The sequence below is a fragment of the Stenotrophomonas sp. RIT309 genome, from assembly GCF_000632045.1.
GTDB lineage: Bacteria > Pseudomonadota > Gammaproteobacteria > Xanthomonadales > Xanthomonadaceae > Stenotrophomonas > Stenotrophomonas indicatrix.
Genome location: NZ_JFYS01000001.1, coordinates 367,752 through 380,333 on the forward strand (window position 1 = coordinate 367,752; position 12,582 = coordinate 380,333).

Genomic DNA, 12,582 nt, shown 5'->3' on the forward strand with positions numbered 1-12,582 from the left:
TCGGCGGTCATGTACCGCTGCGCTCGCCGGGCATGGCCCGGCGCTACCGAAGGGTTGGCCCTGGTAGCGCCGGGCCATGCCCGGCGGATGTCCCGAAGGGTTGGCTCTGGTAGCGCCGGGCCATGCCCGGCGGATGTTGCGAGATCGCCCATCAAGCCCCGCCGGCCCCCGCCGATACCTTCATCAGCGTGGGTTGGGCATGCCCGACCGCCCCTACCAGGGGTGGCCTTGACGCTCTTCCAGGGCGGAAATCCCCGGAAAAACAGCTTTCAGCGACGAAATTCGGTTGCAACGAAATTCCCGGCTAAAGGTTGTTGACAAAGCGCCGTTATTCATTTGGCAACGGCGAAGCACACAGCCAAACAAAAAAATCAGGCGGCGCTTCGTTTCATTCACCAACGGGTTCCACATAAGAGGAGACGACCCCATGGCACAGGTAATCAACACCAATACGATGTCGCTCAACGCTCAGCGCAACCTGAGCACCAGCGGCAGCTCGCTCGCCACCACCATCCAGCGCCTCTCGTCCGGCCTGCGCATCAACAGCGCGAAGGACGACGCCGCCGGCCTGGCCATCAGCGAGCGCTTCACCACCCAGATCCGTGGTCTGGACGTGGCCATCCGCAACGCCAACGACGGCATCTCGCTGGCCCAGGTGGCCGAGGGCTCGCTGAACGAAGTGGGCAACAACCTGCAGCGCATCCGCGAACTGGGCGTGCAGGCCTCCAACGCCACCAACTCGGCCAGCGACCGCAAGGCGCTGCAGGCTGAAGTGACCCAGCTGGTCAGCGAAATCGACCGCGTCGCCAAGCAGGCCGACTTCAACGGCACCAAGCTGCTGGACGGTTCGTTCACCAGCCAACTGTTCCAGGTGGGCGCCAACGCCGGCCAAGCCATCGCCATCAACAGCGTGGTCAACGCCAAGGCCGATTCGCTGGGCGCGGCCAGCTTCGCCAACGTCTACACCGGCACCAGTCTGGCTGCAGCCGACAAGGCCACCGCTGATACCACCTACTCCGGCCTGCAGATCTCGGTGACCCCGCCGGGCGGCGCCGCCACCACGGTCACCGTCAGCGACTTCACCGTGAAGGCAGGCGAATCGATCACCTCGGCCACCGCAGCCGCGATCAACAACAAGCTGGGCGAAACCGGCGTGGTCGCCTCCGTCAACGCCGGCGTGGTCAGCCTGGCCTCGGTCAAGGACGGCCAGACCTTCGCTCTGGGTGTCAGCGCGGCGACCCCGCCGGCCGGCGCCACCGCCGCCACCATCGCCGGCCTGGGCCTGACCGAGACCAGCACCAACGGCGGCACGCTGACCGGTGCAACGGCCAGCTTCGTCAAGGACCTGAACGTCACCACGGCCGAAGGCGCACAGAAGGCGATGTCGATCGTCGACAAGGCCCTCGAATCGGTCAACAGCGTGCGCGCCGACCTCGGCGCGATCCAGAACCGCTTCACCTCGGTGGTCGCCAACCTGCAGACCTCCTCGGAGAACCTGTCCGCATCGCGCAGCCGCATCCGCGATACCGACTTCGCAAAGGAAACCGCCGAGCTGACCCGCACCCAGATCCTGCAGCAGGCCGGTACGGCCATGCTGGCCCAGGCCAACCAGGTACCGCAGAACGTGCTCAGCCTGTTGCAGCGCTGACATGAGCCGCCCCCGGGGCACGTCGGGGGCGTCTAACCCAACTCACGTGCAACCGCTCAAGGACCTCTCCTCATGGCACAAGTAATCAACACCAACACGATGTCGTTGAATGCTCAGCGTAACCTGAGCACCAGCGGCAGCTCGCTGGCCACCACCATCCAGCGCCTGTCCTCCGGTTCGCGCATCAACAGTGCCAAGGACGATGCGGCCGGCCTGGCGATCTCCGAGCGCTTCGGCACCCAGATCCGCGGCACCGACGTGGCCATCCGCAATGCCAACGACGGCATCTCGCTGGCACAGGTCGCCGAAGGTTCGCTGACCGAAATCGGCAACAACCTGCAGCGCGTCCGCGAGCTGTCGGTGCAGGCCTCCAACGCCACCAACTCGGCCAGCGACCGCAAGGCGCTGCAGGCCGAAGTGACCCAGCTGGTTTCGGAAATCGACCGCGTCGCCAAGCAGTCGGACTTCAACGGCACCAAGCTGCTGGACGGTTCGTTCTCCAGCCAGCTGTTCCAGGTCGGCGCCAACGCCGGCCAGGCGATTGCCATCGACAAGACCATCGATGCCAAGGCCAATGCCCTGGGTGGCGCCAAGTTCGACACCAACGCGCTGGCCCTGGCCGATCCGGGCACCAACGCTGATTTCAGCACCAGCGGCCTGTCGATCAACGGTGTGGCCATCGCCGACGTCTCGGTCAAGCAGGGCGCCGACGCCGCTGCCACCGGCAAGGCCTCGCGCGAAGCACTGGTGACCGCGATCAACGCCAAGATCGGCGAAACCGGCGTCTACGCCGAAGTGAACGGCACCACCGGCGTGACCCTGACTTCGGTCAAGGACAGCACCAACGCTGACGGCTCGTTCAAGGCCATCACCGCAACGCCGGGTACCTGGACTGGCGCCACCGCCCCGACCTTCACCGCCACCACCGCTGCGGCGGCACCGGCCTCGAAGTTCGCCAGCGATCTGGACGTCAGCACCGTCAAGGGTGCACAGCAGGCAATGGAAGTGGTCGACAAGGCCCTGGGTGCGATCAACAGCACCCGCGCCGACCTCGGTGCGATCCAGAACCGCTTCACCTCGGTCGTTGCCAACCTGCAGACCTCGTCGGAAAACCTGTCGGCGTCGCGCAGCCGCATCAAGGACACCGACTTCGCCAAGGAAACCGCTGAGCTGACCCGCACCCAGATCCTGCAGCAGGCCGGTACGGCCATGCTGGCCCAGGCCAACCAGGTGCCGCAGGGCGTGCTCAGCCTGCTGCGCTGATCGGCTCCTTGATCGACCACCGGGCGGCGGCTGAGCTGCCGCCCGGTTCCTGAAATACGTTCCACCTTCGCCAAAGGAAAAGCACCATGGCACAAGTCATCAACACCAACACCATGTCCCTGAATGCTCAGCGCAACCTGAGCACCAGCGGCAGCTCGCTCGCTACCACCATCCAGCGCCTGTCCTCCGGTTCGCGCATCAACAGCGCCAAGGACGATGCGGCCGGCCTGGCGATCTCCGAGCGCTTCGGTACCCAGATCCGCGGCACCGACGTGGCCATCCGCAATGCCAACGACGGCATTTCGCTGGCCCAGGTCGCCGAAGGTTCGCTGACCGAAATCGGCAACAACCTGCAGCGCGTCCGCGAGCTGTCGGTGCAGGCCTCCAACGCCACCAACTCGGCCAGCGACCGCAAGGCACTGCAGGCCGAAGTGACCCAGCTGGTTTCGGAAATCGACCGCGTCGCCAAGCAGTCGGACTTCAACGGCACCAAGCTGCTGGACGGTTCGTTCTCCAGCCAGCTGTTCCAGGTCGGCGCCAACGCCGGCCAGGCCATCGCCATCGACAAGACCATCGACGCCAAGGCTGGCTCGCTGGGCACCTCGACCTTCGCCACCGGCGCGACCGCTGCCCTGGCCGCCAGCACCGACGGTGCCCGCTTCTCCGGCACGGTGATGGGCGTGGACATCGGCACGGTTGAAGTCAAGGCCGGTGCCACCACGGCCGACGCATCCAAGGCCGTGGCGACCGCCATCAACGCCAAGCTCGGCGAAGCCGGCATCTACGCCGAAGCCAATGCCGACGGCACGCTGAAGCTGAGCTCGGTGAAGGAAGGCAAGGCTGTTGCCGCTGCCGATATCGCCCTGATGCGCAGCGACTACGATGCCACCGGCAAGACCTGGGGCACCGCGGCTGCCGCTGGCGCCTACACCGCCGGTACCGATACCTCGGCCAACGTGCAGAAGCTGGACGTGAGCACCGTGCTCGGCGCCCAGCAGTCGCTGGAAGTGGTCGACAAGGCCCTGGGTGCGATCAACAGCACCCGTGCCGACCTCGGTGCGATCCAGAACCGCTTCACCTCGGTGGTGGCCAACCTGCAGACCTCGTCGGAAAACCTGTCGGCGTCGCGCAGCCGCATCAAGGACACCGACTTCGCCAAGGAAACCGCTGAGCTGACCCGCACCCAGATCCTGCAGCAGGCCGGTACGGCCATGCTGGCCCAGGCCAACCAGGTGCCGCAGGGCGTGCTCAGCCTGCTGCGCTGATCCACGGCAAGAAGGCGCCGCTACCGTCGGGTTGAACCGACGGTAGCGGCAACCCGACAGCCACGGCGTACTCAGGTGCCGGCCATGCCCGGCCCGGGAAGCTTCCCGAACCGGCTTGGCATCGCCCGCCCCTGCGGACCTCTCTTTCAGCGTTGTGCATTTTGACTGTACGTACCGGGCGGCTTCGTCTCCCCCCGATTGTCAGTAGCCTGATCCCTCCCCTGCATTGGGGGAGGGTTTTTTACAGACCCCCGGCAGCCCGCGGTGAACCCACCCGCACCCTGCCCCAGACCTCCTGCAACCGGCGTGCCAGAACCGCCCCACCGGCCAGTGGCACGGCGCATGCATCAACGAAGTCCTCAAGACCCAGCGGCACAGGCCGCTATTTTCGTTGACGACGGGCCGCTGCACGACGGCCAGGCCCGTATACCAGGAGAAACGACGTGGCAGACTTTGGATACGGTGGCATTGGCTCAGGGCTGGACATCTCCAGCATCGTCAACCAGCTGGTCGCAGCGGACCGCAAGCCGGCCGACAATGCGCTGAACCTGCAGCAGTCCAAGACCAAGATGCAGCTGTCGTCGCTCGGCACGGTCACCTCGGCCTTCGACAAGCTGAAGACCGCCCTGACCGCATTGAAGGCCACCACCGCCTTCGACACCCGCACGGTAACCGCCTCCGGCAAAGCACAGCCAGGCAATACCGAGGATGTGCTGACGGCATCGGTGGCGCTGTACGACCTCGGTACCAGCAAGGCGGCCGCAGCCAACGGTACCCACAAGGTCGAGGTGAAGAACCTGGCGTCGGCGCACAAGCTGATTGCCGACACGTCGGTTCCCAAGACCGATACCTTCGGTGCCGGAACCTTGACGCTTACCGTCGGCGTGGGTGACAAGGCCAAGACGATGAACGTGCAGGTGGAGGAAGGCGACACGCTTACCACCGTCCGCAACAAGATCGACGCCGCCGGCCGCAAGGAAGGCGTGCAGGCCACGCTGATCAGCTCCGGCGACAACCAGTACCTGTCCATCGCCCAGGAAAAGACCGGCGCGGCCAGCGCGATCAAGCTGGAATACGCCGGCAGCGATCCCAAGCTGGGCGCGCTGGTCGGCAGCCTGAAGGAAAACAGCCCCGCCAAGGATGCGCTGCTGACCATTGACGGCGTGGAAGTGGTGAGTGCCAGCAACACCGTGACCGACGCGGTGCCAGGCCTGACCCTGAACCTGAAGGTGCCGGGCCTGAGCACGGTCGTCATCAGCACCGACACCACGGCCGCAACCAAGGTGATGCAGGAGTTCGTCACCGCCTACAACGCGGCCGTCGCGGCGATCAACACCGAAACCAAGTACGACCCGAAGACCAAGGAAGCCGCCGCGCTGACCGGCGATGCGCAGATGCGGGGTGCGATCGCCCAGCTGCGTTCGACGATGTCCGGTGTGCTCAAGGACCTGGCAGGCGACCAGCTGGATGCCAAGGCACTGGGCCTGCAGACCCGCGGCTATCCCAATGCCGATGGCACCCTGGTGCTGGACAGCACCAAGTTCGCCGCAGCCCTCGCCGCGCAGCCGGAGAAGATCCGCCAGGCGGTCACCGGCGATACCGGCGGTGCCGGCCGGCTGTATTCACTGGTGGACGGCTACGTCAGCACCACGGTTGGCAAGGAAGGCGCCTTCGTCGCCCGCACCAAGGGGCTGAACACCACGCTGGACAACATCGACAAGCGCCGCAAGGACCTGGACGCGCGCATGGTCGGTGTCGAGGCCCGTTACAAGAAGCAGTTCGTGGCATTGGACAGCCTGATGGGCAAGCTGCAGCAGAGCAACACCGCCCTGCAGCAGCAGCTGGCCCAGTTGAACCGCTGAGGAAACACGCACGGCGCTCAAGTTTGGCGCCGTACGCACCGATAACGGACGCAACAGCAATCATCGCAGTGCCGGCGTCAACGGTCCCTTCGACCGCACCCCGGCACCCCGCGCAAGGGAGAATCACGAATGTACGGTTCCAGCCGTCAGTACGCCGAGCAATACCGCCAGGTGGGTGTGACCAGTGCGGTCGCCGATGCCGATCCGCACAAACTGGTGGCGCTGCTGCTGTCTGGCGCGCTGGAGCGCGTGCGCCGTGCACAGGCCACCCTCGACCAGGGCGACCAGGCCGGCAAGGGCAAGGCGATCGGCGAAGCATGCGCGATCGTCGCCCACCTCAACGGCTCGCTGGACCATGAAGCCGGCGGCGAAATCGCCGGCAACCTGTCGGCGCTGTACGACTACCTGCTGCAGCGCCTGACCGAAGCCAACCTGCACAACGACCGCGCCGCGCTGGACGAATCGCTGCAGCTGCTGGGCGAGATCGACGGTGCCTGGAATGCCATTCCGCACGAACAGCGCCGTCCCGCGGCGGTGGCGCCATGAGCCTGCTTGAACTCAACGCGCAGCTGGATGCCTTCGAGAAGGCCCTCGACGAAGAGGCCTTCGAACAGGCCGACAGCCTGCTCGATGGCCATGACAGCACCCTGCACGCACTGCTGAGCCAGCCGCTGGGCAGCGCCGACCACGCGCCGCTGTCGGCCCTGCTGGAGCGCCAGCAGAGCCTGCTCGGCCTGCTGCGCCAGCGTCGCGACGCAGTCTCCGTGCAGATGCAGGACGGCCGCCGCTCCCTTCGCGCCGCGCATGCCTACCTGCAGGCAGAATCGCTGGCATGACCGTGCTGCCGACCACGTCCCTGCACCACCCGGCTGAAAGCGAGCTGTTCGACGAAACGCTCAGCTGTGAACTGGCCCTGCCCGCCGAGTTCCAGGCCGGCAGTGCAGTGGGCCGGACCAGCAGTGCCGAAGGCCTGCTGCGCAGCCTGGCACTGGTCGAAGACAGCCGCATCGACGAACACGAGGAACGCAGCGAAGCCAGCCTGCAGCTGCAGCGCCTGGAAGCCAAGGTGGACCTGACCATGGTCCTGCTCGGCCGCCTGATCCGCCAGCAGGGCCAGGAACCAACGCTTCGCCCGGTGCGCTGGTCGCGCCGTGGCATCCGCCTGCAGCTGGGCCCACGCAGCGGCAGCACGCCCGGCCAGGCCGGCGTTGTCCGCCTGCAACCCAGCGACTGGCTGCCCGACCATATCGACCTGCCGGTGGAAGTCATCGCCGAAGCGGCCGATGGCGGTGGTGGTCACTATCTGTGGCTGCGCTTCCATCGCCTCGGCGATGGCCTGGAAATGGCGATGGAACGGCATCTGTTCCGGCTGCACCGCCGGCAGGTGGCCGAGGCCCGCCGCGCACGCTGAAATCTGCCACCATGCAGGCGGACGGACAGCCCTTGGCGTGCCCGTTCAGCTAAGTTAAGGTGGAGCCCCCTCCCCAACCTCCAGCGTGCCTGTGCGAGTTCTCATCGTCGACGATCACACCCTGGTTCGCGCCGGCCTGGCGCGGCTGCTGCAGGGGTTTGCCGACGTGCAGCTCGTCGCCGAGGCCAGCAATGCCGAACAGGCACTGCAGATGGCCCTGCAGCACGCACCGGACGTGGTGTTGATGGACCTGTCGCTGCCCGGCCGCACCGGCCTGGAAGCGCTGAGCGACATCCGCCTGCGCGCACCCGGCACGCGCATCGTGATGATGACCATGCACGACGACGCCGCCCACGTGCGCGACGCCCTGGATCGGGGTGCCGTCGGTTTCGTGGTCAAGGATGCCGCACCGCAGGAGCTGGAACTGGCGCTGCGTGCCGCGCATGCCGGCCAGGTATTCCTGAGCCCGCAGATCTCGGCCAAGATGCTGGCGCCGATGCTCGGTCGCGAAAAACCGACCGGCATTGCCGCACTGTCGCCGCGCCAGCGCGAGATCCTTCGCCGCATCGGCAAGGGCGAGAGCAACAAGGAAATCGCCGCCGATCTTGGCATCAGCGTCAAGACGGTGGAGACCCATCGCGCACGCATGATGGAATCGCTGGGTTGCCGTCGCGCCAATGATCTGCTGCTGCTGGCCGCGCGCCACCAGCACGAACTGGAATGACGTCCCCGCGTCGGCGCTAACGCCGCAGCGCCACTGGCAGGGCTGGCGCCGAAATACCGTCACCCACACGCATCCCGACGGGATTCCGTACAGCACGCACGACCTGCCGCCGTGGCCGCTGACCATGAATCAATGACTTGGCGCGCATGATCGTCAAAATCCCGCGCTTGTGTAGGGGCTTTCCCTACACGGTGTCGGGAACACCACCAACACCTTCAGGAACCCCCCGATTCCGCCCTTGCCGGATCAAAAGCAAGATGTGTTCCACAAGGCGTCGGGGAGCGGCGCCGGGGAACCACGATGAAGGCTTCACTCTCGACCCAGCTGGGCCAACAACTTCACCTCACCCCGCAGTTGCTGCAGTCGATCCGGCTGCTGCAGCTCGACGGCCTGCACCTTGAACAGGAAATCCAGCGCCTGCTGGACTCCAATCCGCTGCTGGAAATCGAAGACGCCGAAGCGCCCGCCGCCGAAGCTACCGATCCGGCCACCACCACGCTGGATACGGCCGCGTTCGACGAACTGCCCGAATCCTCGATGTGGGAGGTGTCCGGCGCCAACTGGCAGGACGGCGACGACGACCGCATGGCGCGCATCGCCGCGGGCGAGTCGAGCGACCCGCAGCTGCGCGTGCTGCAGCGCCTGGCGCTGGACCTGGACGAGCACGAACTGGCCGTGGCCGCCTTCTGGCTGGAACACTGCGACGATGCCGGCTACCTGCAGGCACCGCTGGCGCAGCTGCAGCTGCTGGCCAGTGCGCAGTTCGACATCGATGCCGACGGCGTTGAAGCTGTCCGCCAGCACCTGCTGCAGGGCGAGCCGGCCGGCATGGCCGCGCAGGACCTGCGCGAATCGCTGCTGGCCCAGCTGTGCAGCCTGCACGGCGTGGTGCCGGCCCGGCATCTGGCTGCGCGCATCCTGCAGGGCGCGCTCGATGCCTTGGCCGCGCACGACTACCCCGCCCTCGCCCGCCAGCACGATGCCGAGATCGAGGACGTGCGCGAAGCCGTCCGCCTGATCCTGTCGCTGCAGCCGCGCCCGGGCGACAGCCTGCTGCCCGAGCGCAATGCAGTGGTGGTGCCGGACGTGGTCGCCTGGCACGCCGACGAACAATGGAAGGTGGCGCTGAACCCGGCCACCAGCCGCCGGGTGTCGATCAACAGCCAGTACGAACAGGCCCTGGCTGACAGCGGTGAGGCTGCGCCGGCCCTGCGCGAGATGCTGCAGGAGGCACGCTGGTTCAGCCGCGGCCTGTCGATGCGTTACGACACCCTGCTGCGCACCGCGCGGGTGATCGTCGAGCGCCAGGCAGCCTTCCTGGTGCGTGGCGAGGAAGCCATGGCACCGCTGACCCTGAAGGAAGTGGCCGAAGAAATCGGCATGCACGAATCCACCGTTTCGCGCATCACCACCGGCAAGTACCTGCAGACCCCGCGCGGCACCTTCGAACTCAAGCACTTCTTCGCCGTGCGCCTGGAAGGGGCCAGCGTGTCCGGCCAAGCGGTCAAGGCCATGGTCCGCCGCCTGATCGACGCCGAACCGGCCGGACGCCCGCTGGCGGACGAGGCCATCGCTGGCCTGCTGTCCCGCCAAGGGGTGAACATTGCCCGTCGAACCGTCGCAAAATACCGCGAACAACTGGATATCGCCCCGGCCCGCGAACGGCGCCGGGTCAACGCCAGGCAACCGCAGCTGGCCCGGGTGGGCTGAAAAGGATGTTGGACATGAACAAGCTCACAGTTCTGCTGGTCGATGACCACGAGGGCTTCATCAACGCGGCCATGCGCCACTTCCGCAAGATCGACTGGCTGCAGATCGTCGGCAGCGCCGGCAACGGCCTGGAAGCGATCGAACGCTCGGAAAGCCTGCGCCCTCAGGTGGTGCTGATGGACCTGGCGATGCCGGAAATGGGCGGCCTGCAGGCCACCCGCCTGATCAAGTCGCAGGATGATGCCCCGTACATCGTGATCGCCAGCCACTTCGATGACGTCGAGCATCGCGAGCACGCACTGCGCGCCGGCGCCGACAACTTCGTCAGCAAGCTGTCCTACATCCAGGAAGTCATGCCGATCCTGGAAGGCCTCAGGGAGGAACGGTCGTGAGCGAATCGCGCATCCTGGTACTGGACAACGACGCGGTGCGTGCCGAGCGCACCGTGGCCCTGCTGGAATTCATGGACTTCAACCCGCGCTGGGTTTCCGACGCGGCCGATTTCGACCTGACGCGCCAGCGCCAGAACGACTGGATGGCGGTGATCGTCGGCAGCCTGGACGACAGTGCCGCCAGCACCGCCCTGTACGCCTGGCTGGGGGGCAGCAGCCTGCCGCCGCCGGTGCTGCTGGCCGACGGTGACGCGACTGCGTTCGCGCAGCGGCATGGCCTGCACGAAGCCAACATCTGGCCGCTGGAAGCGCCGCTGCGTCACGCACAGATGGAAGCCCTGCTGCGCCGCGCCAGCCTCAAGCGCCTGGATGCCGAACACCAGGCCGGTGCCGTGCAGGACCAGGGACCGACCGGCAACGGTCCGGCGGTCAGCGCACTGCGCACGATGATCGAGCAGGTCGCCGCGTTCGACACCACCGTGCTGGTGCTGGGCGAATCGGGCACCGGCAAGGAAGTGGTCTCGCGCAGCATCCACCAGCGCTCGCCGCGCCGCGATGGTCCGTTCGTGGCGATCAACTGCGGCGCGATTCCGGCCGAACTGCTGGAAAGCGAGCTGTTCGGCCACGAAAAGGGCGCCTTCACCGGCGCGCTGACCGCGCGCAAGGGCCGTTTTGAAATGGCCGAGGGCGGCACGCTGCTGCTCGATGAGATCGGCGACATGAGCCTGCCGATGCAGGTCAAGCTGCTGCGCGTGCTGCAGGAGCGCAGCTTCGAGCGCGTCGGCGGCAACCAGACCATCCGCTGCAACGTGCGGGTGATCGCCGCAACCCATCGCGACCTGGAAAGCCGCATTGCCGATGGCAAGTTCCGCGAGGACCTGTTCTATCGCCTCAACGTGTTCCCGATCGATGTGCCGGCCCTGCGCGAGCGTCGCGAAGACCTGCCAGCGCTGGTGGAAACCATCGCCACCCAGCTGGCCCGCACCGGCCGCGGCGAAGTGCGCTTCACCCCGGAAGCGCTGCAGGCGCTGGCCGGCTACGAATGGCCGGGCAACGTGCGCGAACTGACCAACCTGGTCGAGCGCCTGGCCGTGCTGCACCCGGGTGGCTCGGTGCGCGTGCAGGACCTGCCGGCGCGCTACCGCGGCGACGCCGCGCTGGCCGTACCCGCTGTGGTCGCGGCCGCTCCGGTGGTCGCCAGCGAAGAACGCCTGGACCTGCGCAGCTTCTCGTTCCACACCCCGGGCAGCGGCAACCAGCCGTCACTCGAGCATGGCATCGCCGTCAACCGCGCCGCAGCGCCGGCCGCGTTGCCGGACGACGGCCTGGACCTGCGCAACCACATGGCCAACATCGAACTGGGCCTGATCAACGAAGCACTGGAACGCACCCAGGGCGTGGTCGCCCACGCCGCCCAGCTGCTCGGCCTGCGCCGCACCACCCTGGTGGAAAAGCTGCGCAAATACGGCATCGAACGCGAAGCGGCCGAACTGGCCAGCTGACACGCGTTGCCAGCATGAAGGGGGCACGAACGCCTGGGCTTGCCCGGGCGTTGGTGTTTGTGGGGGTCCGCCTGATGCGCGGGCGGGTGCGACGGTTCCATGGCAGCGGCCGGATTGCTCAGTAGATCCACGTCATGCGTGGATGACGGGCGACGGTACCGAGAATATTTCGCTGCATTTGCACGTTTTCCTACAGACAACGCAACCGCACCGCGGAGCATGGCAAGGACGTCCCAACGAGGTTCCGCCATGCATCGTCTGACTCTGCTTGCCGCCCTGCTCTGCCCGGCCTTGGCCGCAGCATCCAACTGCACGCTGCCCACCACACTCGACCAGCGTCAGTTCACCAACCTCAGCGATCCGCTGTACCAGCCAGATAATCCGAATGCCGGACGCATGGTGCAGGTCAGCTTCGGCAGCAATCAGTACGTGCTGCACATCCTCGGCACCGACCTCCGCATCGGCGGCAGCTACCGTTACCAGCAACTGGCTCCGCACATTGCGGAAATCCAGATGACAGAAGCCCACCCCGCCGGCGCCGCCCGCTACACCCTACTGCTGACCTGCCTGACCGACCGCCAGGGTCGCTTCATCTACACCCAGCACGACGGCCCCATCGCCCCACGCCAGCGCCAGAATTCCGGCCGCTGGACCCTGCAGCCATAGGCCAAAAAACCGACGCCGGTGAAATGACGCGTCACACGCCTCGAGAGCAGCATTCATGCATGGCGTGGATCAAGCGTGTCGACCAAGGTCGACACCTACCAAGAACAGCGTGCCGACCAACGGTCAGCACCCACCAACA

General features: G+C 66.6%; 12 protein-coding genes. All 12 read left to right on the plus strand.

Annotated features, from left to right (window positions below):
• Positions 1-427 precede the first annotated feature (427 nt).
• Positions 428-1,648: a flagellin gene (locus BW38_RS18770; RefSeq protein WP_025879099.1), complete on the plus strand. Its 1,221-nt coding sequence runs from the start codon at positions 428-430 to the stop codon at positions 1,646-1,648.
• A gap of 72 nt (positions 1,649-1,720) precedes the next feature.
• Positions 1,721-2,911: a flagellin gene (locus BW38_RS18765; RefSeq protein ID WP_032974832.1), complete on the plus strand. Its 1,191-nt coding sequence runs from the start codon at positions 1,721-1,723 to the stop codon at positions 2,909-2,911.
• 86 nt (positions 2,912-2,997) lie between these two features.
• Positions 2,998-4,176, plus strand: a complete 1,179-nt coding sequence (locus BW38_RS18760) for a flagellin (RefSeq protein ID WP_032974833.1) — start codon at positions 2,998-3,000, stop codon at positions 4,174-4,176.
• A gap of 443 nt (positions 4,177-4,619) precedes the next feature.
• Positions 4,620-6,038, plus strand: a complete 1,419-nt coding sequence (gene fliD, locus BW38_RS18755) for a flagellar filament capping protein FliD (protein ID WP_025879006.1) — start codon at positions 4,620-4,622, stop codon at positions 6,036-6,038.
• 129 nt (positions 6,039-6,167) lie between these two features.
• Positions 6,168-6,584, plus strand: coding sequence for a flagellar export chaperone FliS (gene fliS / locus BW38_RS18750; protein ID WP_025879005.1), 417 nt, complete (start codon positions 6,168-6,170; stop codon positions 6,582-6,584).
• Entirely contained in the window at positions 6,581-6,874 is a 294-nt protein-coding gene (locus BW38_RS18745; RefSeq protein ID WP_025879004.1) for a hypothetical protein, read from the plus strand. Before fliS ends, BW38_RS18745 begins: the two co-directional genes overlap by 4 nt.
• Positions 6,871-7,449 carry a PilZ domain-containing protein gene (locus BW38_RS18740; RefSeq protein ID WP_025879003.1) on the plus strand — a complete coding sequence of 193 codons (579 nt, stop codon included), beginning with the start codon at positions 6,871-6,873 and terminating at the stop codon, positions 7,447-7,449. Before BW38_RS18745 ends, BW38_RS18740 begins: the two co-directional genes overlap by 4 nt.
• Before the next feature lie 91 nt (positions 7,450-7,540).
• On the plus strand, positions 7,541-8,173 hold the full coding sequence (locus tag BW38_RS18735) for a response regulator transcription factor (protein ID WP_025879002.1): 633 nt from the start codon (positions 7,541-7,543) through the stop codon (positions 8,171-8,173).
• A gap of 300 nt (positions 8,174-8,473) precedes the next feature.
• Positions 8,474-9,883, plus strand: a complete 1,410-nt coding sequence (gene rpoN / locus BW38_RS18730) for an RNA polymerase factor sigma-54 (protein WP_025879001.1) — start codon at positions 8,474-8,476, stop codon at positions 9,881-9,883.
• A 14-nt stretch (positions 9,884-9,897) separates the two neighbouring features.
• Entirely contained in the window at positions 9,898-10,275 is a 378-nt protein-coding gene (locus BW38_RS18725) for a response regulator transcription factor (RefSeq protein ID WP_025879000.1), read from the plus strand.
• On the plus strand, positions 10,272-11,777 hold the full coding sequence (locus BW38_RS18720; RefSeq protein WP_025878999.1) for a sigma-54 dependent transcriptional regulator: 1,506 nt from the start codon (positions 10,272-10,274) through the stop codon (positions 11,775-11,777). Before BW38_RS18725 ends, BW38_RS18720 begins: the two co-directional genes overlap by 4 nt.
• Before the next feature lie 249 nt (positions 11,778-12,026).
• Positions 12,027-12,443 (plus strand): hypothetical protein, encoded by a 417-nt coding sequence (locus tag BW38_RS18715; RefSeq protein ID WP_032974834.1) that lies wholly within the window; start codon positions 12,027-12,029, stop codon positions 12,441-12,443.
• The last annotated feature ends 139 nt before the right edge of the window (positions 12,444-12,582 follow it).